We start from the raw sequence: 22,489 nt of genomic DNA, 5'->3' as shown, positions 1-22,489 counted from the left end.
TCCTCAGAAAAGGGGATACGCGAGTCTGCAGACCCTACTTTACGAATATAAGCGGTAGCGGCCGCTGGGTGATTCTGCGTATGTGGACGTAATTTTTCATCATACAGATATTTCATACACTCGTGAGCAACTTTCACTTTCTCCTTTCGGGAACATATTGCATCATTAATGCAACTTTTAGCCAACATGCTCCGGCGGCTGTGCTATTGAGAATGACGCGAAGTCGTTCTTTTATTCGGGAAGTGGCAACTGGCGGGCGTTAGACGATTGACCGGCGCGATGTGGGAGACGTGGGACCATACGTGCGCTATCGATAGGTCACGCAAATTTCAATAATTATCGTTTCGGCTACTAGATTATGTGCGCTACCTCACGCACAATGCATGCAAACTTTGCCCTCAGAAGAGCAAAGAGCGCCACACCTGCAGGAGAACATAAATGTCATCACTGAGCAAAGAAGCCATACTCGTTCATGAAGCGCTGGTCGCTCGTGGGCTGGAGACGCCGTTGCGTCCGCCAGTACAAGAAATAGATAATGAAACTCGCAAGCGTCTGATTGCCGGACACATGACTGAGATTATGCAGCTGCTGAATCTTGATCTTAGTGATGACAGTCTGATGGAAACCCCGCATCGCATCGCTAAAATGTATGTCGATGAGATCTTTTCCGGACTGGACTACGCCAGGTTCCCCAAAATCACCGTCATCGAGAACAAGATGCAGGTTGATGAAATGGTTACCGTGCGCGATATCACCCTGACCAGCACCTGCGAACACCACTTCGTGACGATTGATGGTAAAGCGACGGTTGCCTATATTCCGAAAGATTCGGTCATTGGCCTGTCGAAAATCAACCGCATCGTGCAGTTCTTCTCCCAGCGCCCGCAGGTGCAGGAGCGCCTGACGCAGCAGATCTTAACCGCGCTGCAGACCCTGCTGGGCACCAGCAACGTGGCGGTATCGATTGATGCGGTGCATTACTGCGTGAAGGCGCGCGGTATTCGCGATGCAACCAGCGCCACCACAACCACCTCGTTGGGCGGTCTGTTTAAATCCAGCCAGAATACCCGCCAGGAGTTCCTGCGCGCCGTACGTCACCACAGCTAAAATCGGAGCAGGGTACATGGAAAGAAACGTCACGCTGGACTTCGTTCGTGGCGTCGCCATCCTGGGTATTCTGCTGCTGAATATTAACGCCTTCGGCCTGCCGAAGGCGGCCTATCTCAACCCGGCGTGGTCCGGGAGCCTCTCCGTTAGCGACGCCTGGACCTGGGCTATTCTCGACCTGCTGGCGCAGGTGAAATTCTTGACCCTCTTTGCCCTGCTGTTTGGCGCCGGGCTTCAGATGCTGCTGCCTCGCGGCAAGCGCTGGATCCAGTCGCGTCTGACGCTGCTGGCGCTGCTGGGGTTTATCCACGGGCTCTTTTTCTGGGATGGCGATATCCTGCTGGCCTATGCGCTGGTGGGGCTGGTGGCCTGGAGAATGATTCGCGATGCGCATCACCTCAAATCCCTTTTTAATACCGGCGTGATGCTGTACGTCATCGGCGTGGCGGTGCTGGTGCTGCTTGGCGTCATTTCCGGCAATGCGCCGAATCGCTCCTGGGTGCCCGACGCGGCAAATTTACAGTATGAGCAGTACTGGAAGCTGAACGGCGGCTTCGAAGCGATAAGCAATCGTGCGGATATGCTGTCGGATAACCTGCTGGCGCTCGGCGCGCAGTACGGCTGGCAGCTGGCGGGAATGATGCTGATGGGCGCCGCCCTGATGCGCAGCGGCTGGCTAAAAGGGCAGTTCAGCCTCAGCCACTACCGGCGCACCGGCCTCCTGCTGGTCATCGCCGGAATGGCGGTCAATATCCCGGCGATTTTCGCCCAGTGGTATCTCGCCTGGGATCCCCGCTGGTGCGCGTTCCTGCTGCAGGCGCCGCGCGAGCTCGGCGCGCCGCTGCAAACCATTGGCTACGCTTCTTTAGCTTGGGGCTTCTGGCCCCAGCTGTGTAAGCTGCGTCTGGTGACCGCCATTGCCTGCGTCGGGCGCATGGCGCTGACCAACTACCTGCTACAAACCCTCATCTGCACCACGCTCTTTTACCATCTTGGCCTGTTTATGAAGTTCGACCGCCTGCAGCTGCTGGCCTTCGTCGTTCCGGTTTGGGCGGTAAACCTCATATTCTCACTCTTCTGGCTGCGTCATTTCCGCCAGGGCCCGGTTGAATGGCTGTGGCGTCAGCTTACCCTGCGGGCCTCAGGGACATCATTAAAGAACACATCCAGATAACGATCTCGATCACAATCGTTAACAAAATGAATGTAAGCGTTTTCAGGCGTGTGACCTCACTCACGTAGCGCGCCGCGCGTCGCTGCCAGAATAGCCACCTTGCTGAACACAGGAGGTGGGTGTGACGTATTGCAATTCTCTACAGGTCGGTGAGCATGATCACCATTCGTGATGTCGCCCGTCAGGCGGGGGTTTCCGTCGCGACGGTCTCGCGCGTGCTGAATAATAGCGCGCTGGTGAGCCCGGATACGCGCGAAAGCGTAATGAAAGCGGTAACGCAGCTGGGCTACCGGCCCAACGCCAACGCGCAGGCGCTGGCGACGCAGGTCAGCGATACCATCGGCGTGGTGGTGATGGACGTATCGGATGCCTTTTTCGGCGCGCTGGTGAAGGCGGTGGATACCGTGGCCCAGCAGCATCAGAAATACGTGCTGATCGGCAATAGCTACCATGAAGCGGAAAAAGAGCGTAACGCCATCGAAGTGCTGATCCGCCAGCGCTGTTCGGCGCTGATCGTGCACTCCAAGGCGCTGAGCGACGAGGAGCTCGGTGATTTCATGCAGCATATTCCGGGGATGGTGCTGATTAACCGCATTGTGCCCGGCTACGCGCACCGCTGCGTCGGTCTGGATAACGTCAGCGGGGCGCTGATGGCCACGCGGATGCTGCTCAACCACGGCCACCAGCGGATCGGCTATCTCTCCTCAAATCACGGCATTGAGGATGACTCCCTGCGCCGGGAGGGGTGGTTCAGGGCGTTACAGGAACAAAGCATTATTGCCCCCGACAGCTGGGTAGGCTCCGGCTCGCCGGATATGCAGGGCGGCGAGGCGGCAATGGTCGAGCTGCTGGGGCGTAATTTAGGCCTCACCGCCGTTTTCGCCTACAACGACAGCATGGCGGCCGGTGCGCTGACCACGCTGAAAGATAACGGCATTGTCGTGCCGCAACATCTGTCGCTGATTGGCTTTGATGATATCCCTATTTCTCGTTACACCGACCCACAGCTGACGACGGTGCGCTATCCTATTATGTCGATGGCAAAACTTGCCACCGAGCTGGCGCTACTGGGGGCTGCGGGGAAACTCGACCATGACGCTCGCCACTGCTTTATGCCGACCCTGGTGCGTCGCCATTCGGTGACCCAGCGGCAAATTGTGGGGCCGATCACTAACTGAAAAGGGCGGGGATGTAACCGCTTTCAATCTGTGAGTAAATTCACAGTATATTAACATTCAACTGATTATGATGGCCGCGTTTACCAGTCCTGACCATTTTGTCACGGTGATTAATCACTTTTACAACGGGAACAAGGCGCTAAACTGCGAGTAAAGCCGTACCTTTGGAGCGTTACCCTACACGGAAGACAGAATTTACAGTCGTGAACCTTGTTGTGCGGTAACGTTAATGTAACAACTTCCCGCCAGCCGTTTTCACACCAATGACCCTGCATAAAAAAAACCGGAGATTCCATGAATAAGAAGGTGTTAACCCTGTCTGCAGTTATGGCGAGTATGTTATTTGGCGCCGCGGCACACGCAGCTGATACCCGCATCGGCGTAACCATTTATAAATATGACGACAACTTTATGTCGGTGGTGCGTAAGGCCATTGAGAAAGACGGCAAATCAGCGCCGGACGTTCAGCTGCTGATGAACGACTCGCAAAACGACCAGTCCAAACAGAACGATCAGATTGACGTCCTGCTGGCAAAAGGCGTCAAGGCGCTGGCCATTAACCTGGTGGATCCGGCCGCTGCAGGCACCGTTATCGATAAAGCGCGCGGACAGAACGTCCCGGTCGTGTTCTTTAACAAAGAGCCTTCCCGTAAAGCGCTGGACAGCTATGACAAGGCGTTTTACGTCGGTACCGACTCTAAAGAGTCCGGTATTATCCAGGGCGATCTGATCGCTAAACACTGGAAAGCCAACGCCGGCTGGGATCTGAACAAAGACGGCCAGATTCAGTATGTGCTGCTGAAAGGCGAGCCGGGCCATCCGGATGCTGAAGCGCGTACCACCTACGTCATTAAAGAGCTGAATGACAAAGGTCTGAAAACCCAGCAGCTGCAGCTGGATACCGCGATGTGGGACACCGCTCAGGCGAAAGACAAAATGGACGCCTGGCTCTCTGGCCCTAACGCTAACAAAATTGAAGTGGTTATCGCCAACAACGATGCGATGGCAATGGGTGCGGTAGAAGCCCTGAAAGCGCACAACAAGAGCAGCATTCCGGTCTTCGGCGTTGATGCCTTACCAGAAGCGCTGGCGCTGGTTAAATCCGGTGCAATGGCCGGTACCGTGCTGAACGATGCCAATAACCAGGCAAAAGCCACGTTCGATCTGGCGAAAAACCTGGCGGACGGCAAAGAGCCGGCTGCAGGCACCAGCTGGAAGATTGAAAATAAAATCGTTCGCGTTCCTTACGTTGGCGTAGATAAAGACAATCTGAGCCAGTTTATCGGCAAATAATATTTAATACTCGGTTTCGAGCTGCGGGAGAATACCATTTCGCAGCTCGATATTTATCGAGTAGATGTACGGGCGTATCAGCTATAAATAAAATCACTCGGGAAGCGTTGAGACCAACGCCGCCGGTAAAATGGCAGCCTGAAGGATCGCCAGCCGCTACGCCCGATTATTCCTGATACAGAACCAGACCCTTATTTTGGCGCTAATTCGTCAGCTAAGGGTGTGCATGAACGCAGCCAGGTATAACTATGGTCAGTAATAATAGCGAACGGTCGGGCGAATTTTTGTTGGAAATGAGCAGCATCAACAAATCATTTCCTGGCGTCAAGGCACTCGATAATGTCAACCTGAAGGTCCGTCCTCATTCTATTCATGCATTAATGGGCGAGAACGGCGCGGGAAAATCGACATTATTAAAATGCCTTTTTGGGATCTATCAAAAAGATTCCGGCAGCATTCTTTTTCAGGGAAAAGAGATCGACTTCCATTCGGCGAAAGAAGCCCTGGAAAACGGCATCTCAATGGTTCACCAGGAATTAAACTTAGTATTACAACGTTCGGTAATGGACAACATGTGGCTGGGGCGTTATCCCACCAAGGGCATGTTTGTCGATCAGGACAAAATGTATCGCGATACCAAAGCGATATTTGATGAACTGGATATTGATATTGACCCGCGCGCGCGCGTGGGGACGCTATCGGTATCACAAATGCAGATGATTGAAATTGCGAAGGCATTTTCCTATGACGCCAAAATCGTCATTATGGACGAGCCGACGTCGTCGCTGACCGAAAAAGAGGTCAACCATCTGTTTAAGATCATCCGTAAGCTGAAAGAACGCGGCTGCGGCATTGTCTATATCTCCCACAAAATGGAAGAGATTTTCCAGCTGTGCGATGAGATAACCATCCTGCGCGACGGCCAGTGGATTGCCACCCAGCCGCTGGAAGGACTGGACATGGATAAGATCATCGCCATGATGGTCGGCCGCTCTCTGAACCAGCGTTTCCCGAACCGTGAAAATACGCCGGGCGAGGTGATTCTTGAGGTGCGCAACCTGACGTCTCTGCGTCAGCCGTCGATCCGCGACGTCTCCTTCGACCTGCACAAGGGCGAAATCCTCGGCGTGGCCGGGCTGGTGGGGGCCAAGCGTACCGATATCGTTGAGACCCTATTCGGCATTCGCGAAAAGGCCAGCGGGACGATCAAGCTCCACGGTAAGAAAATTAATAACCATAGCGCCAACGAAGCCATTAACCACGGCTTTGCGCTGGTTACCGAAGAGCGCCGCTCTACCGGGATTTACGCTTATCTCGATATCGGCTTTAACTCCCTGATCTCCAATATTAAGAAATATAAAAATAGGGTCGGTTTGCTGGATAACTCACGCATGAAAAGCGATACCCAATGGGTTATTGACTCCATGCGCGTGAAGACTCCAGGGCAGCATACGCAAATTGGTTCGCTGTCCGGCGGTAACCAGCAGAAGGTTATTATCGGCCGCTGGCTGTTAACCCAGCCGGAGATTTTGATGCTTGATGAACCGACCCGCGGGATTGACGTCGGCGCTAAGTTTGAAATCTATCAGCTGATTGCCGAGCTGGCAAAAAGAGAGAAAGGGATCATTATTATTTCCTCCGAGATGCCGGAGCTGCTGGGTATTACTGACCGTATTCTGGTAATGAGCAACGGTCTCGTTGCCGGAATTGTTGAGACAAAAACCACTACGCAAAACGAAATTTTACGTCTTGCGTCGTTGCATCTTTAAGATCAGGGGCTTGCGATGAGCGCATTAAATAAAAAGAGTTTTCTCACCTACCTGAAGGATGGTGGGATTTACGTTGTTCTTTTGGTCCTGCTGGCCATTATTATTTTCCAGGATCCCACCTTCTTAAGTTTACTCAACTTAAGTAACATTCTGACCCAGTCCTCGGTGCGTATTATTATCGCGCTGGGCGTCGCGGGGCTCATCGTCACTCAGGGGACCGACCTGTCAGCCGGACGTCAGGTTGGCCTGGCGGCGGTTATCGCCGCAACGATGCTGCAGGCGGTGGATAACGCCAACAAGGTCTTCCCGGATATGGCAACCATGCCAATTCCGCTGGTGATCCTGCTGGTGTGCGCGATTGGTGCGGTGATTGGCCTGATTAACGGCATTATCATCGCCTACCTTAACGTAACGCCGTTTATTACTACCCTGGGCACCATGATCATCGTTTATGGGATCAACTCCCTGTACTACGATTTTGTTGGCGCCTCGCCGGTTTCCGGATTTGACAGCCACTTCTCGCACTTCGCTCAAGGGTTTATTGCGCTGGGGACGTTCCGCCTGTCGTATATTACCTTCTACGCGCTGATTGCCGTCTTCTTCGTCTGGATCCTGTGGAACAAAACCCGCTTCGGCAAAAACATCTTTGCTATCGGCGGCAACCCGGAAGCGGCGAAGGTTTCAGGGGTTAACGTGGCCCTTAACCTGCTGATGATTTATGCCCTGTCCGGCGTGTTTTACGCCTTCGGCGGGCTGCTGGAGGCCGGGCGAATTGGCTCCGCTACCAACAACCTCGGCTTTATGTACGAGCTGGATGCGATTGCGGCCTGCGTCGTCGGCGGCGTCTCCTTCAGCGGCGGCGTGGGTACCGTGTTCGGCGTGGTTACCGGCGTTATCATCTTTACGGTGATTAACTACGGGCTGACCTATATCGGCGTGAACCCGTACTGGCAGTATATTATCAAGGGCGCCATTATTATCTTCGCCGTTGCGCTGGATTCGCTGAAATACGCGCGCAAAAAATAACGTTCGATGCTTATCAGGCCCGCGCACTGCGCGGGCTTTTTTTTGGCTGTCTTATCGTACGGCGCGGCCCGCTACTTCTCTTTTTGCAGCTCCAGCAGCTGCTCAGGCGTTACCGCCGGATAGGACTGCGCCCCTTGAGGAACCTCTTGCTGCGACGGAATCGGGATCAGCGGGCCCAGAAAACGCGGCTCACGTTTGAACACGTAGAGGTCCGCGAGGGCGCCAAAGCGCGCGCCGAACTCACGCAGCCGCACGTTCCACATATCTTTTGGCGACGGGACCGCATAGCACTGCGCCTGAATGCCCATATGCAGGGCGATAAACAGCGCGCGCTCGCAGTGGAAGCGCTGGGTGATGATAATAAAATCGTTGGTGTCGAACACCTTGCGGGTCCGCACGATAGAGTCGAGGGTGCGGAAGCCGGCGTAGTCGAGCACGATATCTGCCGGATCGACGCCAGCTTTAATCAGGTCCCGGCGCATCGTCATCGGCTCATTATAGCTCTGCAGCGCGTTATCGCCGCTGAGCAGCAGATAGTTCACCTTGCCGCTGTTGTAGGCGTTGAGCGCGCCCTGAATACGGTAGCGGTAGTATTGATTGATGACCCCGGTGCGGTAGTACTTGGCGGTGCCGAGCACCACCCCAACCTGACGGTAGGGCAGATCCTGCAGTTCATCGTAGATATAGGGCGCGGTTTTCCAGCTCATCCAGCGGTCAAGACCCAGCACGGTCAACAGCAGCAGGCCGAACAGGACTAACAGGCTGTATAACACACGCTTTAACATTAACCTGGGCTCAACGGTAGACAATGAAGTGTTCAGGCTACTTTACCCGCCGGGCAAGAGCAAGAAACCATCGTTTGATTGCGGGGATTTTCAACAAAACGGGCCCGAGGCCCGTTTTATGGGTGATTTAACCGAGCAGCACGCGGTCAATACTGTGACAGCCGAGGGCTTTCAGCGTGGCCGCGGTGGCATCCCACTGGATCAGCGGCGCATCGGCTTTCTCGGCGAGAATGGCCCGCTGGATATCGGCATAATCATAGCCGTTCAGGCTGAGCAGGTTGAGGGCGCCCTGCAGCGGCGGCAGCGTCGGGTTAAAGGCGGCGTTTTCGGCATAGCTACCGGAGAAGAGCGTGCCGTCCTTCAGCTCCAGCGCGACGCCCGACGGCGACTGGCTGTAGGGCATGTGGCAGCGGTTTGCCGCCCGGATCGCCGCCTGCGCCAGCGCGTCGCCGCTCAGCGGGAAGCCGTGATCCTGCTCGTCCATCAGCAGCGTTTTGATCTCCAGATCCTTAGGACCAAACGCGTCCGGCAGATAGTGCTGCAGCGAATGCGCCTCGCGGCCCGGCAGGTGGATGCGCAGCACCTGGCTACTGTTGAGCTCATTCATAAACTGACGACAGTGGCCGCAGGGCGTGTAGTTAACGGTGATGGCCAGCAGGGATTTTTCGCCGCGTAGCCACGCATGGCTGATGGCGCTCTGCTCCGCATGGACGGTTTGCTGCATGGTCGCGCCGAGGAATTCCATATTGCCGCCGAAATACCAGCGCCCGCTGACGCCGCGCGCGATAGCGCCAACGTTAAAATGCGAGAGGTCGGCGCGCGCGCAGGCGGCGGCCAGCGGCAGCAGGGCAAAGGCCAGCGCGTCTTCGTCGAGGCCGGTTGCGCTTTGCAGCGCGGCGACCTGGTCTGCATCGAGCATGGCCGGGAAATGCGGGTCGGTCAGCATCGGGGCGATTGCCGTCTGCAGGTCTGCCGTCAGTTGAGGGAGAGCAGCTTGAAAACGTGGGTGCATGGCGTTGCCTCATAACAATGTAATGGAAATCTAGTGTACGGGCGGCGATGGCCTGTATATGTGATTAATATCTCATTGTTTGTGCAACTCCATTGCGTTGCATTAATAAATGTGACTTTAATCACAATTTATCCCACCGCGGCTAAAATGACCGGGAACAAAAACGGCGCAACCAGGGAGGTAATAATTCCGCACAGCACCAGCGCCAGCGAGCTGAAGGCCCCCTCCTGGTAATCCAGCTCCGCGCAGCGCGCGGTGCCCAGCGCGTGCGAGGCGGTACCCATCGACAGGCCGCGTGAGGCCTTGGTGCGGATGCGCATCAGGTTGAGCAGCGTATGGCCGAAAACCGCGCCGAGGATGCCGACGAAGATAACGCATACCGCGCTGATTGCCGGAATACCGCCAATGCTGCCGCTGACCGCCATCGCAATCGGCGTGGTGACCGATTTCGGCATGATCGACGCGGCGATTTGCGGCGTTGCGCCCATTAACAGCGCCACGGTGGTCCCGGTGACCATCGCCACCACGCTGCCGATAAAGCAGATGGTAATAATCGATTTCCAGCGGGCGCGAATCTGGTGGAGCTGCTCGTATAAAGGAAAGGCCAGCGCCACCACCGCAGGCTGCAGCAGATCGTTGAGGATCTTACTGCCCTGAAAATAGCGATCGTAGGAGATGCCGGTCAGCAGCAGAAAAGGGATGATGACCACCATCGCCACCAGCAGCGGGTTGAGCAGCGGAAATTTAAAGCGCGCTGCCAGCCTGCGGGCGAGGAAAAACACGATCAGCGTCAGCGGCAGTGACCACCAGATTTCATGCATCATTTTTGCTTCCTTTTTGGCCGACCACTTTGCGTTCGCCGTGCACCAGGTGAGAGCTCCAGCTGACAACCAGAAAAACGACCAGCGTGCTGATGGTACAGGAGACGGCGACCGGGCCGAGCTGAGCGCGGAGCAAATCCCAGTACTGCATTACGCCCACGCCGATGGGCACGAACAGCAGCGCCATATAGCGAATCAGCACGTTACAGCCGGGATTAACCCACTTCGGCGGCATAATCTGCAGCGCCAGCAGGACGAACAAAATCAGCATCCCGATAATGCTGCCGGGGATGGTGATGGGCAGCAGGGAGGCGATAAAAATCCCGGCGTACAGGCAGGCGTAAATCAGCACAAAAGCCCGCAGATACTGCCAGATAATAATCAGTGATTGACTCATGGTAATAACCCTTGATGAACCGCATTCATCATACAATTAAACCCGGAAATGTGCTACCGATCACATCATGAATAATACGCATAGCGGGGATAGATAAATGGAAGCCCCGCGCGGGCAGCGACACGGCTACGATGCCTGCGATAAATAATCAAGAAACCGGCTGAGGGCAAGCGATGGCGTTTCACTTTTTCGCCAGAATACCCCGACGCTACCTTTTTGTTCGATGCGCGGCAAATTAAGAATTGCCAGCTGCTGCTGTTCGGCAAAGCGCTGCGCCAGACGTAAAGAAAGAATAGAGATCATATCGCTGCTTTGCAGCAGATTGCTGGTGACGTTCATCGACGCCGACTCGATGGTATTTTCCGGCAGCATAACGCCGTTATCCACCAGGGCGTTGTCAATGCTCAGGCGGATCGGCGTGCCGGTTGGCCAGACTATCCAGCGCCAGTGGGCGAGGTCGGCCCAGCCGAGGCTCGGCATCTGCGCCAGCGGGTGATCGGGGCGGGCGACGAAGCACACCGGCTCGGTGTACAGCACCCGATAGTTAAGCGGCAGCTCCAGCGCCCGTCCGCCCACCCGTCCCACCACGACGTCCACCACTCCGGAGAGCAGATCGTGAAGCAGGGGGGTCATCACCTTTTCCTCAATGTTCAGATGCAGGCTCGGCATCTCCTTGAGCAGCGAGAGAATGGCCAGCGCAACGCAGTCGGTGGCCACCGGCGAACAGCCGATCATCAGGCTACCCACCAGCCCGCCCTGTTTAAAGCGCTCGATCTCATACTGCGAGCGGGACATATCGTTGATCAGCCTCTGGGCGTGCTGCAGCAGCAGCTTGCCGCCTTCGGAGGGGCGTAGGCCTTTGCTATGGCGTTCGAACAGCAGCATGCCGACCTCTTCTTCAAACTGAGTCAGCCATTTAGAGAGCGCGGGCTGGGTAATATTCATCATTTTCGCCACCTGCGTCAGGTTGCCCTGCTCGCCGAGCGCCACCAGCATTTGCAGATGATGCAGCTTCAGTTTTTGCGTCCAGTTTGCCATTAGCTATAACCTCCAGGTTATGTCTATGCCCGAGATACCATTGTACATTTCATCGCCTGGGTTACAAAATCGCAACATAAAAGAAATAAATACAACATCTCCTCCTCCCTACACTGAGGCATAACGATGACTCAACGACGTGAATTGCAAACGCTGCTGGACGCCGCTCCGATAGGTGCCCGGCAGTGGCGCGTGATTATCTGCTGTTTTCTGGTGGTCATGCTTGACGGTTTTGATACCGCCGCCATTGGTTTTATCGCCCCCGATATTCGCGCCCACTGGCAGCTCAGCGCCAGCGAGCTCGCGCCGCTGTTTGGCGCAGGCCTGCTGGGCTTAACCGCCGGCGCTCTGCTGTGCGGTCCGCTTTCCGACCGCTTCGGTCGCAAGCGGGTCATTGAGTTCTGCGTCGCGCTATTTGGCCTGTTTAGCCTGCTTTCGGCCTTTTCCCCCGACCTTGAGACGCTGGTTATCCTGCGCTTCCTCACCGGCCTTGGCCTCGGCGGGGCGATGCCGAACACCATTACCATGACCTCGGAGTATCTGCCCGCCCGGCGGCGCGGCGCGTTGGTGACCCTGATGTTTTGCGGCTTTACCCTCGGTTCAGCGTTAGGCGGCGTGGTCAGCGCCCAGCTGGTGGCGCAGATTGGCTGGCACGGCATCCTGGCGCTAGGCGGCGTTCTGCCTCTGCTGCTGGCCGCGGCGCTGCTGGCGGTGCTGCCGGAATCCCCGCGCTGGCAGATCCGCCGCCGGCTGCCGCAGCCGGTGATTGCGAAGACCGTCGGCGCCATTACCGGCGAGCGCTATGAGCACACCCATTTCTGGCTGGATGAACCGGCCACCGGCGCCAAAGGCAGCATCGGCCAGCTTTTCGTTGGCCGCCAACTGCCCATTACCCTGATGCTGTGGGTGGTGTTCTTTATGAGCCTGCTGATTATCTACCTGCTTTCCAGCTGGATGCCGACGCTGCTCAACCATCGCGGCATCGACCTGCAGCATGCCTCATGGGTCACCGCCGCTTTCCAGATTGGCGGCACCTTCGGCGCGCTGCTGCTCGGCGTGCTGATGGATCGCTTCAATCCGTATCGGGTGCTGGCGCTGAGCTACTGCCTGGGCGCGGTCTGCATCGTGATGATTGGCCTTAGCGAGAATGGCCTGTGGCTGATGGCGCTGGCGATTTTCGGCACCGGGATTGGCGTCAGCGGTTCGCAGGTGGGTCTTAACGCGCTGACGGCCACGCTCTATCCGACCCAGAGCCGCGCCACCGGCGTCAGCTGGTCAAACGCCGTCGGCCGCTGCGGAGCCATCGTCGGCTCTCTCTCCGGCGGCATGATGATGGCGATGAATTTCTCATTCGATACCCTGTTTTTCGTCATCGCCGTTCCGGCCGCGATTAGCGCAGGAATGCTGATTTTGCTGACCCTGGTGGTCCGCAATCCGATTACCGTACCCGACGCGCTGCCCTCCGCGGGCATCGTGAATAAATAAGGAGAACAATCATGTCTCAGCACGCAACGGAAGTTCCCGGCGGTCGCCAGCAGTTTTACGAGCATATATCGGGCCAGAACCTGACGCCTTTGTGGGAGTCGCTGCATCATCTGGTGCCGAAAACGCCGAACGCCAACTGCGCGCCGGCCTACTGGAATTATCAGGAAATTCGCCCGCTGCTGCTGGAAAGCGGCCGGCTGATTGGCGCCAAAGAAGCGGTGCGCCGGGTGCTGGTGCTGGAGAACCCGGCCCTGCGCGGCCACTCCTCTATTACCTCCTCGCTGTATGCGGGTTTGCAGCTGATCATGCCCGGCGAGGTGGCGCCGAGCCATCGACATAATCAGTCGGCGCTGCGTTTCGTCGTGGAGGGCGAAGGGGCCTTTACCGCCGTTGACGGCGAGCGGACGGCGATGCGTCCCGGCGACTTTATTCTCACTCCGCAGTGGCGCTGGCACGACCACGGCAACCCCGGCGATGAGCCGGTTATCTGGCTCGACGGCCTCGACCTGCCGCTGGTGAACTATCTGGGCTGCGGCTTTGCCGAAGATTACCCTGAGGATCAGCAGCCGGTCACCCGCAAGGAGGGCGACTATTTGCCGCGCTACGCCGCCAATATGCTGCCGCTGCGCCACCAGGTGGGCAACTCCTCGCCGATCTTTAACTATCGCTATGACCGCAGCCGCGATGCGCTGCATGAATTGACAAACATGGGGGCCGCCGACGAGTGGGACGGCTACAAAATGCGCTACGTCAATCCGCTCACCGGCGGCTACCCGATGCCGTCAATGGGCGCGTTCCTGCAGCTGTTGCCTAAAGGCTTTAGCTCGCGGACCGCGAAAACCACCGACAGCACTATCTACCACGTCGTCGAAGGGAGCGGGCAGGTTACCGTCGGCGAGCAAACCTTTACCTTCCAGGCGAAAGACATCTTCGTGGTGCCGACCTGGCACGGCGTCTCTTTCACCGCAGCGCAGGAGACGGTGTTATTCAGCTTCTCGGACCGCCCGGTCCAGGAAACCCTCGGCCTGTTCCGCGAAGCGCGCTACTAATCATAAGGACTCGATCATGACTCAATACGTTTTTGCTCCCCAGGCCCCGGTTACCGTTCCCGTTGTCGGCAGCGATGAACAGTTCCCCGTGCGCCGCGTCTACTGTGTGGGGCGTAACTATGCCGCTCACGCCCGTGAAATGGGCTTTGACCCGGACCGCGAGCCGCCGTTTTTCTTCTGTAAACCGGCCGATGCGGTGGTGGCGGTTGCCGCAGGCGAAACCCTCGATTTGCCCTATCCGGCGCAGACGGACAACTACCACTACGAAATCGAGCTGGTGGTGGCGATCGGCAAGCGCGGCAGCGATATTCCGCTGGAGCAGGCTCACGACTATATCTGGGGCTACGCGACCGGCCTCGATATGACCCGCCGCGACCGCCAGATGGAAATGCGCCAGATGGGGCGTCCGTGGGAAATCGGCAAGGCGTTCGATCTCTCCGCGCCGGTTGCGCCGCTGCACAGAGCGGATAGCGTGACGGTCAATGAGGCGGCGATCTGGCTGCAGGTGAACGGCGAAGACCATCAGCGTAGCGATATTCGCCATCTGATCTGGTCGGTTAACGAAACCATCAGCTATCTCTCCGGCTTCTTCGAGCTGCAGCCCGGCGACCTGATTTTCACCGGCACCCCGGAAGGCGTTGGCGCGGTAGTGAAAGGGGATGTGATTAGCGGCGGCGTGGATGGCCTGACGCCCATCGCCGTGCGCGTGGTATGAGGTGAGCGATGAAGCTATACAGTTTTTTCAATAGCTCCGCTTCATACCGGGTGCGTATCGCCCTGGCGCTGAAGGGGATCGCCTACCAGAGCGTGGGCGTCAATATTCGTATCGGCCAGCAAAACGCCCTCGAGTACCGACGGTTGAATCCGGTCGGGCTGGTGCCTACGCTGATGACCGACGAGGGCGAATCCCTGGGCCAGTCGCTGGCGATCGCCGACTGGCTCGACCGGCACTATCCGCAGACGCCGCTGTTGCCCCAGCAGGATCCGGCGCGGATGCGGGTGCTGGAGATCGTCTACGCCATCGCCTGCGATATTCATCCGATTAATAACATGCGCGTTTTGCGCTACCTTAGCGATGAGCTGAAGGTGAGCGAAGAGGACAAACAGCGCTGGTATGCGCACTGGGTCCAGCAGGGGCTCAGCGCGGTGGAGCAGCTGCTGCGCCACGCCCGGTCCGGCGCGTTCTGCGTCGGCGAGACGCCGACGCTGGCCGACTGCTGCCTGGTGCCGCAGTGGGCCAACGCCCAGCGCATGGGCTGCGACCTGAGCCACTATCCGCGCTGCCAGGCGGTCTATGACGCCTGTACCCGGCTTCCGGCGTTTATCGCCGCCGCGCCGGAAAATCAACAAGACAAAATTCCGGCCTAGGGGGACAGAGCATGGCGAAAGTGACGCGAGCAACGATTGTCGGCGGGGGAATTGGCGGCGCGGCGACGGCGCTCTCCCTGGCGCGCCAGGGCATCAAGGTGATGCTGCTGGAGAAGGCCCATGAGATCGGCGAAATTGGCGCCGGCATCCAGCTTGGCCCCAACGCCTTTTCGGCGCTGGATAGCCTGGGCGTGGGCGAAATAGCCCGCCAGCGCGCCGTCTTCACCGATCACATCACCATGATGGATGCGGTGAATGGCGAAGAGGTGGTGCAGATTAAAACCGGGCAGGCTTTCCGCGACCATTTTGGCGGCCCCTACGCGGTTATCCATCGGGCAGATATTCATGCCACCGTCTGGGAAGCGGCGTTAACCCATCCCGACGTGGAGTACCGCACCTCAACCCAGGTGGTCGATATCCGCCAGAGCGCCGACGAGGTGACGGTATTTGACGATCGCGGCAACGGCTGGAGTGCGGATATCCTGATCGGCTGCGACGGCGTGAAGTCGGTGGTCCGCCAGAGCCTGCTGGACGACTCGCCGCGGGTCACCGGCCACGTGGTGTACCGGGCGGTGGTTGAAGCGGCGGATATGCCGGAAGATTTGCGCATCAACGCGCCGGTGCTGTGGGCCGGGCCGCACTGCCATCTGGTGCACTACCCGCTGCGCGGCGGTAAGCAGTATAACCTGGTGGTGACGTTCCACAGCCGCCAGCAGGAGGAGTGGGGCGTACGCGACGGCAGCAAAGAGGAGGTGCTCTCCTACTTCCAGGGGATCCATCCGCGCCCAAGGCAGATGCTGGATAAACCCACCTCGTGGCGGCGCTGGTCCACCGCCGATCGCGAACCGGTCGAGAAGTGGGGCAACGAGCGTATCACTCTGGTCGGTGACGCGGCCCATCCGGTGGCGCAGTATATGGCCCAGGGCGCCTGCATGGCGCTGGAGGATGCGGTCACCCTTGGCAAAGCGCTGGCGCACTGCGACGGCGATGCCGCCCGCGCGTTTGCGCTGTATGAATCGGTGCGAATTCCGCGCACCGCGCGCATCGTCTGGTCAACTCGGGAAATGGGGCGGATCTACCATGCCGCAGGCGTCGAACGCCAGGTACGCAACCTGCTGTGGAAGGGCAAAACCCAGGCCGAGTTCTATCGCGGCATCGAGTGGCTGTACGGCTGGAAGGAAGATAACTGCCTGCAGCCGCGCTAGCGCAGGCCACCGCGGCGCCGGCGGCGGGAAAACCCGCACGGAGCCCTTTCAACCGGCACGGAGAGGCGCTAACATAGCGCCTCTTTTTTTCCGGGCAATGAATAACAATATGCGGGTATTACTGGCGCCGATGGAAGGCGTGCTCGATTCGCTGGTGCGCGAGCTGCTGACCGAAGTCAACGATTACGATCTGTGCATCACCGAATTTTTGCGCGTGGTGGACCAGCTGCTGCCGGCAAAATCGTTTTACCGACTCTGCCCGGAGCTGCATCACCACAGCCGGACGCCCTCCGGAACCCGCGTGCGCGTGCAGCTGCTCGGGCAGTATCCGCAGTGGCTGGCGGAGAACGCCGCCCGGGCGGTGGAGCTCGGCTCGTGGGGCGTTGACCTGAACTGCGGCTGCCCGTCAAAGCTGGTTAACGGCAGCGGCGGCGGCGCGACGCTGCTGAAGGATCCGGAGCTGATTTATCGCGGCGCGAAGGCCATGCGTGAAGCGGTGCCTGACCACCTGCCGGTGACCGTAAAAGTGCGCCTCGGCTGGGACAGCGGCGAGCGGCGGTTTGAAATTGCCGACGCCGTACAGCAGGCGGGCGCCAGCGAGCTGGTGGTTCACGGACGCACCAAAGAAGAGGGCTACAGGGCGGAGAGCATCAACTGGCAGGCGATCGGCGAGATCCGCCGCCGTCTGACGATCCCGGTGGTGGCCAACGGCGAAATCTGGGACTGGCAGAGCGCGCAGGCGTGCCTGGCGGCCACCGGCTGCGACTCGGTGATGATCGGCCGGGGAGCGCTGAACGTGCCGAACTTAAGCCGGGTGATAAAATACAACGAACCGCGGATGCCGTGGCCGCAGGTCGTGCTGCTGCTGCAAAAATATACCCGTCTGGAAAAGCAGGGCGATACCGGCCTCTATCACGTAGCCCGCATCAAGCAGTGGCTCAGCTATTTACGTAAAGAATATACCGAAGCGCTGGGGGTATTTAATGAGATCCGTACCCTAAAAACCTCTGCCGAAATTGCCGCCGCTATCGCCCGTTATTAATCTCAGGAGTGTTAATTCGCTCACAGATTATTACTTAGGAAGTTTCTGCTGATGGGAATTTCACTAAGGGAGTGATATTGTGCCGTTCTAATATTCAGGGTTGCTACTGATTACAGGCAAAACCTAAGCACTTCCGCCAGTCGTGGTGGGGAGTGCTTAGGTTTTTTTTTGCCTTCAATTTATGGGGGGTTTAATTATTAAATAAAACAATGAGTTGTAAATAAAGGTGCGATGCGGCTAAGCGGTTTAATGACCGACAACGCCCCTTTCTCCAAAAATAAAAAAATAAATTAAAAACGGGCAATTTTATTGCCTGCGGACAGCTATTACCTTTACTCAGTCAGGTTGGATATATCTATGAACGATAAAAAAATAAATCGCCTGTTCTCTCTGCTGGCATTTTCACTATTGACGCCGCCGGCCTTGGCTGCGCAACCGCCGGCGTGGAACGGTAGCGTGTTAGGTTTTGAAAACCCGCAAAAAGGGCTGCTGGGTGATATGGCAGGCATTCGCCCGATACTTACCGATCTGGGATTTAATTATAACCTCGGCTATCTCAATGAAATGGGCTATAACGCCGGCGGCGGCTACAACCATGATAAGCATCTGGCCTATATCGACCAGCTGGCGCTGACCTTTAACCAGGATCTCGAGCGCTGGACCGGGATCCCCGACGCGCGCATCGAAGGGAATATCGTCAACCGTAACCACGACGACAATCTGACCACCAGGCGGCTGCAGGATCCGCGGGTTAACTTTAACGATCTCTCCCAGGAGAGCTGGGGCGGGCAGTCCATTACCCGCCTCGGCTGGCTCACCTTCGCCCGCAGCTTTGACGACCGGCGCCTGACCTGGCGAATCGGCATGATGAACAAAGTGCAGACGTTCGATCAGATCATTCCCTGCGACTTCCAGCTGCTCTCGCAGTGCGGCGGTAAATCCGCCAACTCGCTGACGTGGAATAACTGGAACGTGCATACCTGGGGGACCACCTTCGAATATAAGCTGATGCCGACGCTCACCCTGAAGGGCGGGGTGATGGAGCAGAACCCGCAGGCCGCTTCCCGCAGCCACGCGTGGAGCTGGTCGACGAAAGGCAGTAAAGGCGTGCTGCTGCCGCTGGAAATTGAGGCTCGCCCGACGATTAACGACCTGCCTGGCGCCTATAACCTTGGCGTGCTGTTCACCAACGCGCCGCAGAGCGATCTCTATTACGGCAAATCCGGCGGCCCCGGCGCGACGGACCCCGACGGCTATGCTCAGCATAACCGGACCTGGTTCCTGTACGGCGGGCTCAACCAGCAGGTCACCCGGCACGCCGACGATCCTGAGCGCGGCATGAGCCTGTCGCTGAGCGGCAGCTACAGCGACCAGCGCAGCAACTATATTCATACCGCCGTGGCCGCCTCGATGCGCTATCGCGGCCTGTTTGACGCCCGACCGGCGGACTGGATTGGCTTTGGCCTGACCTGGATGGATATGAGCGACAGCTACGCCCGCAATCAGCGCTATATGAACCAAATCAGCGGCGCCACGGACTACTATGATGCCAGCTATCAGCCGGTGGCCGGACATTCGCTGAACGCCGAACTCTATTACCGCTTCCGCCCAATTTCCTGGCTCGAGCTGCAGCCAGGCCTGCAGTACTGGCACCGTCCCGGCGGCGTCGCAGAGACCCAGGATGCGTGGGTGGTGGAGTGGAAAACGGTGGTCACTTTCTAAAAAACGCCGCGGCGATACGCTGTTAGCCGCGATCTGTATCACGTTTCTCTGCCTGGGTAGTTGAGACAAAGAAAGAAGTTGCTACAGTGCTGGAGTTGGATTGCTACTGCTTAGGCAGGCAAAACCTGATTTCCTGGCATTTGTCGGGGGTCAGGTTTTTTTGTTTCCGGGGTTCATATGCAAATCGCCAAAGTTCTTAATAACAATGTGGTGGTTATTCTCGACGAGCAGCAGCGCGAGCAGGTCGTAATGGGGCGAGGGCTCGCCTTTCAGAAACGCGTCGGCGACTCGCTGGATGAAAGTAAAATTGAAAAGGTCTTCGCGCTGCACAGCGATGAGCTGGTGGGCCGCCTGGGGGAGTTACTCAGCCAGATACCGCTGGAAGTGATGACCACCTGCGACCGAATTATTGAGCTGGCGCGCGGGCGGCTGGGCAAACTGCAGGAGAGCCTGTACATCACCCTGACCGATCACTGCCACTTCGCCATTGAGCGGCAGAAAAACGGCGTGACCATCCGCAACGTCCTGCTGTGGGAAATTAAGCGGCTGTATCCGAAAGAGTTTGAGCTGGGGCAGGAGGCGCGGGCGATTATTGCCCGGCGGCTCGGCGTTGAGCTGGCCGAAGACGAGGCCGGGTTTATTGCCCTGCATCTGGTTACCGCCCAGCTCAACAGCGAAATGCCGGAAGTGATGCACGTCACCCGGGTGATGCAGGAAATTCTGCAGCTGGTGAAGTATCAGCTGCAGCTGAACTATGACGAAGAGTCGTTAAGCTACCAGCGCTTTGTTACCCACCTGAAGTTCTTCGCCCAGCGGATGCTGACCCGCACGGTGGTGGAAGATGATGACGTGACGCTGCACAGCGCGGTGAAGGACAACTACCCCAGGGCGTGGAAGTGTGCGGAAACCGTGGCTCGACATCTGCAGAAAAGCTATCAGCGGCAGCTGACGACGGAAGAGATTATGTTTCTTGCCATTCATATTGAACGGGTAAGAAAAGAGGGGCGTTAGCCTCCAGCGACCAAAAATTGGATTGTTACTGCATAACGCAGGCAAAACCTGAGCGCGACGCCATCCGGCGTTGTTCTCGGGTTTTTTTTTATTTTAACACTCAGTCACGGGCCGCCCGCGGGCGGCTGAAGTCAAGGAAAACAGCATGGAATATAAAGCACTCGCGCAGGATATTCTTAGCCGGGTTGGTGGCAAAGAGAATATTGTGAGTCTGGTTCACTGCGCTACACGGCTGCGCTTTAAGCTTAAAGAAAATAAAAAAGCGGACGCGGAAGGGCTGAAGATGAATCCGGGCGTCATTATGGTGGTCGAAAGCGGCGGCCAGTTTCAGGTGGTGATCGGCAACCACGTTCACGACGTCTGGCAGGCGGTGCGCAGCGAAGCCGGGCTGACCGACGACAGCGAGCCGGCGGCGGAAACGGGCGAGAAAACCTCGGTTCTCGGTCAGGTTATTGACGTGGTGTCCGGCATCTTTACCCCGTTTATCGGCGTCCTGGCGGCGTCGGGGATCCTTAAGGGCATGCTGGCGCTGGCGGTGGTGTGCGGCTGGCTGGCTCCGCAGCAGGCGACGTATCAGATCTGGTTTGCCGCCAGCGACTCGCTGTTCTTCTTCTTCCCGCTCTTTTTAGGCTATACCGCCGGCAAAAAGTTTGGCGGCAATCCGTTTATCACCATGGTTATCGGCGGGGCGTTAACCCACCCGCTGATGATTCAGGCCTTTGAGGCCAGCCAGGTATCGGGAGCCGGGGCGGCGTATTTCCTCGGCATTCCGGTGACCTTTATCAACTACAGCTCGTCGGTTATCCCGATCATTCTCGCCTCGTGGGCCAGCTGCTGGCTGGAGCGGCGCAGCAACGCGGTGCTGCCGGCAGCGATGAAAAACTTCTTCACCCCGGCCATTTGCCTGGCGGTGGTGGTGCCGCTGACCTTCCTGGCTATCGGCCCGGTTGCCACCTGGCTGAGCCAGCTGCTGGCCCACGGTTACCAGATTATCTACGCGGTTGCGCCGTGGCTGGCAGGGGCCGCAATGGGCGCCCTGTGGCAGGTGTGCGTGATCTTTGGTCTGCACTGGGGGCTGGTGCCGCTGATGATCAATAACCTGGCGGTGCTCGGTCAGGATTCTATGCTGCCGATGCTGCTGCCGGCGGTGATGGGGCAGGTGGGGGCCGCGCTGGGGATTTTCCTGCGCAGCCGCGACGCGCGGCAGAAGGTGCTGGCCGGGTCGGCTATCTCTGCCGGGATTTTTGGCGTCACCGAACCGGCTATCTACGGCCTGAACCTGCCGCTGCGTCGGCCGTTTATCTTCGGCTGCGTGGCCGGGGCGATCGGCGGGGCGATTGTCGGTTTTAGCAACACCCACGTTTACTCCTTCGGTTTTGCCAACATTTTCACCCTTGCGCAGATGATCCCGCCGCAGGGCATTGACACCACCCTGTGGGGCGGCGCGATCGGTATCGTTGCCGCGCTGGTTATCTCCTGCGTGCTGACCTTTGTCGCCGGGATGCCGAAGAGCGGCGCCGGGGAGGCCGCCGTCGTCACCGCTCCGGCAGGCGAAAACGATATTCTGGCCCCGATGTCCGGCAGCGTTCTGGCGCTGGAGAAGGTTCCCGACGGCACCTTCGCCAGCGGTCTACTGGGGCAGGGCGTGGCGATCATTCCCGCCACCGGCAAGGTCATCGCCCCGTTCTCTGGCGAAGTGGCCTCCCTATTCCAGACTAAACACGCGATTGGCCTGCTCAGCGACAGCGGCATTGAGCTGCTGATCCACGTCGGTATCGACACCGTTAAGCTCAACGGCGAGCCCTTTACCGCCCACGTGAAGGAAGGGGACAGGGTGCAGGCCGGTGACCTGCTGCTGGAGTTCGATCGCCAGGCGATTCTGGATGCCGGCTATGACCTGGCAACCCCGATTATTATCAGTAACAGCGACGGCTATCGCAGCGTTGATATTGTATCTGGCAGCGTGGTTGACGCCGGCCAGCCGCTGCTGTCCGTCAGCCATTAATC

At 57.9% G+C, this 22,489-nt stretch carries 19 protein-coding genes and 1 pseudogene; 15 read left to right on the top strand and 5 right to left on the bottom strand.

What is annotated here, in order from left to right:
* Window positions 1–438 precede the first annotated feature (438 nt).
* The 6 genes from folE to mglC all read left to right on the top strand — a co-directional run bounded on the left by folE (window position 439) and on the right by mglC (window position 7,547).
* Window positions 439–1,107, top strand: coding sequence for a GTP cyclohydrolase I FolE (folE, locus tag EDF75_RS10590; protein WP_041146481.1), 669 nt, complete (start codon window positions 439–441; stop codon window positions 1,105–1,107).
* 16 nt (window positions 1,108–1,123) lie between these two features.
* Window positions 1,124–2,281 carry a DUF418 domain-containing protein YeiB gene (gene yeiB / locus EDF75_RS10585; protein ID WP_133599117.1) on the top strand — a complete coding sequence of 386 codons (1,158 nt, stop codon included), beginning with the start codon at window positions 1,124–1,126 and terminating at the stop codon, window positions 2,279–2,281.
* A gap of 155 nt (window positions 2,282–2,436) precedes the next feature.
* Window positions 2,437–3,459, top strand: a complete 1,023-nt coding sequence (galS, locus tag EDF75_RS10580) for an HTH-type transcriptional regulator GalS (protein ID WP_133599115.1) — start codon at window positions 2,437–2,439, stop codon at window positions 3,457–3,459.
* A 294-nt stretch (window positions 3,460–3,753) separates the two neighbouring features.
* Entirely contained in the window at window positions 3,754–4,752 is a 999-nt protein-coding gene (mglB, locus tag EDF75_RS10575; protein WP_133599113.1) for a galactose/glucose ABC transporter substrate-binding protein MglB, read from the top strand.
* 248 nt (window positions 4,753–5,000) lie between these two features.
* Window positions 5,001–6,521, top strand: coding sequence for a galactose/methyl galactoside ABC transporter ATP-binding protein MglA (gene mglA, locus EDF75_RS10570; protein ID WP_133599111.1), 1,521 nt, complete (start codon window positions 5,001–5,003; stop codon window positions 6,519–6,521).
* Window positions 6,522–6,536: 15 nt separating this feature from the next.
* Entirely contained in the window at window positions 6,537–7,547 is a 1,011-nt protein-coding gene (gene mglC, locus EDF75_RS10565; protein ID WP_041146477.1) for a galactose/methyl galactoside ABC transporter permease MglC, read from the top strand.
* Window positions 7,548–7,618: 71 nt separating this feature from the next.
* On the opposite strand, the gene sanA is transcribed toward mglC, so the two are convergent.
* The 5 genes from sanA to EDF75_RS10540 all read right to left on the bottom strand — a co-directional run bounded on the left by sanA (window position 7,619) and on the right by EDF75_RS10540 (window position 11,600).
* Window positions 7,619–8,332, bottom strand: coding sequence for an outer membrane permeability protein SanA (sanA, locus tag EDF75_RS10560; RefSeq protein ID WP_045855872.1), 714 nt, complete (start codon window positions 8,330–8,332; stop codon window positions 7,619–7,621).
* Between the two features lie 127 nt (window positions 8,333–8,459).
* Complete coding sequence (gene cdd, locus EDF75_RS10555) at window positions 8,460–9,344, bottom strand: cytidine deaminase (RefSeq protein WP_133599109.1); 885 nt, start codon at window positions 9,342–9,344, stop codon at window positions 8,460–8,462.
* A gap of 128 nt (window positions 9,345–9,472) precedes the next feature.
* The gene (locus EDF75_RS10550; RefSeq protein WP_123709330.1) at window positions 9,473–10,168 is read right to left on the bottom strand and encodes a CidB/LrgB family autolysis modulator; all 696 of its coding nucleotides are present in this window, start codon (window positions 10,166–10,168) and stop codon (window positions 9,473–9,475) included.
* The gene (locus EDF75_RS10545) at window positions 10,158–10,562 is read right to left on the bottom strand and encodes a CidA/LrgA family protein (protein WP_041146472.1); all 405 of its coding nucleotides are present in this window, start codon (window positions 10,560–10,562) and stop codon (window positions 10,158–10,160) included. Before EDF75_RS10545 ends, EDF75_RS10550 begins: the two co-directional genes overlap by 11 nt.
* Before the next feature lie 126 nt (window positions 10,563–10,688).
* Complete coding sequence (locus EDF75_RS10540; RefSeq protein WP_041146471.1) at window positions 10,689–11,600, bottom strand: LysR substrate-binding domain-containing protein; 912 nt, start codon at window positions 11,598–11,600, stop codon at window positions 10,689–10,691.
* Window positions 11,601–11,726: 126 nt separating this feature from the next.
* On the opposite strand from EDF75_RS10540, the gene mhbT reads away from it, so the two are divergent.
* The 9 genes and pseudogenes from mhbT to bglF all read left to right on the top strand — a co-directional run bounded on the left by mhbT (window position 11,727) and on the right by bglF (window position 22,487).
* Complete coding sequence (gene mhbT, locus EDF75_RS10535) at window positions 11,727–13,085, top strand: 3-hydroxybenzoate transporter MhbT (RefSeq protein ID WP_133599107.1); 1,359 nt, start codon at window positions 11,727–11,729, stop codon at window positions 13,083–13,085.
* Between the two features lie 11 nt (window positions 13,086–13,096).
* Window positions 13,097–14,134 carry a gentisate 1,2-dioxygenase gene (gene gtdA, locus EDF75_RS10530; RefSeq protein WP_133599105.1) on the top strand — a complete coding sequence of 346 codons (1,038 nt, stop codon included), beginning with the start codon at window positions 13,097–13,099 and terminating at the stop codon, window positions 14,132–14,134.
* 16 nt (window positions 14,135–14,150) lie between these two features.
* Window positions 14,151–14,849, top strand: coding sequence for a fumarylacetoacetate hydrolase family protein (locus tag EDF75_RS10525; RefSeq protein ID WP_133599103.1), 699 nt, complete (start codon window positions 14,151–14,153; stop codon window positions 14,847–14,849).
* Window positions 14,850–14,857: 8 nt separating this feature from the next.
* Complete coding sequence (gene maiA, locus EDF75_RS10520; protein ID WP_133599101.1) at window positions 14,858–15,502, top strand: maleylacetoacetate isomerase; 645 nt, start codon at window positions 14,858–14,860, stop codon at window positions 15,500–15,502.
* Between the two features lie 11 nt (window positions 15,503–15,513).
* The gene (locus EDF75_RS10515; RefSeq protein WP_133599099.1) at window positions 15,514–16,707 is read left to right on the top strand and encodes a 3-hydroxybenzoate 6-monooxygenase; all 1,194 of its coding nucleotides are present in this window, start codon (window positions 15,514–15,516) and stop codon (window positions 16,705–16,707) included.
* Between the two features lie 109 nt (window positions 16,708–16,816).
* Window positions 16,817–17,749: a tRNA dihydrouridine(16) synthase DusC gene (dusC, locus tag EDF75_RS10510; RefSeq protein ID WP_045856435.1), complete on the top strand. Its 933-nt coding sequence runs from the start codon at window positions 16,817–16,819 to the stop codon at window positions 17,747–17,749.
* A gap of 357 nt (window positions 17,750–18,106) precedes the next feature.
* Window positions 18,107–19,471 carry a carbohydrate porin gene (locus EDF75_RS10505; RefSeq protein WP_133599097.1) on the top strand — a complete coding sequence of 455 codons (1,365 nt, stop codon included), beginning with the start codon at window positions 18,107–18,109 and terminating at the stop codon, window positions 19,469–19,471.
* A 177-nt stretch (window positions 19,472–19,648) separates the two neighbouring features.
* Window positions 19,649–20,482, top strand: coding sequence for a transcriptional antiterminator BglG (gene bglG, locus EDF75_RS10500; protein ID WP_045855861.1), 834 nt, complete (start codon window positions 19,649–19,651; stop codon window positions 20,480–20,482).
* Between the two features lie 32 nt (window positions 20,483–20,514).
* Window positions 20,515–22,487: pseudogene (gene bglF, locus EDF75_RS10495) on the top strand (PTS beta-glucoside transporter subunit IIABC).
* Window positions 22,488–22,489: the final 2 nt, after the last annotated feature.

The organism is Klebsiella sp. BIGb0149 (genome assembly GCF_004362605.1).
GTDB classification, from domain to species: Bacteria; Pseudomonadota; Gammaproteobacteria; order Enterobacterales; family Enterobacteriaceae; genus Klebsiella; species Klebsiella terrigena.
Note: the sequence above shows the minus strand (reverse complement) of the source record. Positions and strands in the feature narration are given on the sequence as shown.

Excerpts from the sequence above, each read along its gene's own strand:
- bglG (WP_045855861.1), top strand. The coding sequence starts at position 19,649 with ATGCAAATCGCCAAAGTTCTTAATAACAATGTGGTGGTTATTCTCGAC.
- folE (WP_041146481.1), top strand. The coding sequence starts at position 439 with ATGTCATCACTGAGCAAAGAAGCCATACTCGTTCATGAAGCGCTGGTC.
- sanA (WP_045855872.1), bottom strand. The coding sequence starts at position 8,332 with ATGTTAAAGCGTGTGTTATACAGCCTGTTAGTCCTGTTCGGCCTGCTG.
- EDF75_RS10525 (WP_133599103.1), top strand. The coding sequence starts at position 14,151 with ATGACTCAATACGTTTTTGCTCCCCAGGCCCCGGTTACCGTTCCCGTT.
- maiA (WP_133599101.1), top strand. The coding sequence starts at position 14,858 with ATGAAGCTATACAGTTTTTTCAATAGCTCCGCTTCATACCGGGTGCGT.
- EDF75_RS10540 (WP_041146471.1), bottom strand. The coding sequence starts at position 11,600 with ATGGCAAACTGGACGCAAAAACTGAAGCTGCATCATCTGCAAATGCTG.
- gtdA (WP_133599105.1), top strand. The coding sequence starts at position 13,097 with ATGTCTCAGCACGCAACGGAAGTTCCCGGCGGTCGCCAGCAGTTTTAC.
- mglB (WP_133599113.1), top strand. The coding sequence starts at position 3,754 with ATGAATAAGAAGGTGTTAACCCTGTCTGCAGTTATGGCGAGTATGTTA.
- EDF75_RS10505 (WP_133599097.1), top strand. The coding sequence starts at position 18,107 with ATGAACGATAAAAAAATAAATCGCCTGTTCTCTCTGCTGGCATTTTCA.
- yeiB (WP_133599117.1), top strand. The coding sequence starts at position 1,124 with ATGGAAAGAAACGTCACGCTGGACTTCGTTCGTGGCGTCGCCATCCTG.
- EDF75_RS10515 (WP_133599099.1), top strand. The coding sequence starts at position 15,514 with ATGGCGAAAGTGACGCGAGCAACGATTGTCGGCGGGGGAATTGGCGGC.
- mglA (WP_133599111.1), top strand. The coding sequence starts at position 5,001 with ATGGTCAGTAATAATAGCGAACGGTCGGGCGAATTTTTGTTGGAAATG.
- mhbT (WP_133599107.1), top strand. The coding sequence starts at position 11,727 with ATGACTCAACGACGTGAATTGCAAACGCTGCTGGACGCCGCTCCGATA.
- EDF75_RS10545 (WP_041146472.1), bottom strand. The coding sequence starts at position 10,562 with ATGAGTCAATCACTGATTATTATCTGGCAGTATCTGCGGGCTTTTGTG.
- cdd (WP_133599109.1), bottom strand. The coding sequence starts at position 9,344 with ATGCACCCACGTTTTCAAGCTGCTCTCCCTCAACTGACGGCAGACCTG.
- galS (WP_133599115.1), top strand. The coding sequence starts at position 2,437 with ATGATCACCATTCGTGATGTCGCCCGTCAGGCGGGGGTTTCCGTCGCG.
- dusC (WP_045856435.1), top strand. The coding sequence starts at position 16,817 with ATGCGGGTATTACTGGCGCCGATGGAAGGCGTGCTCGATTCGCTGGTG.
- EDF75_RS10550 (WP_123709330.1), bottom strand. The coding sequence starts at position 10,168 with ATGATGCATGAAATCTGGTGGTCACTGCCGCTGACGCTGATCGTGTTT.
- mglC (WP_041146477.1), top strand. The coding sequence starts at position 6,537 with ATGAGCGCATTAAATAAAAAGAGTTTTCTCACCTACCTGAAGGATGGT.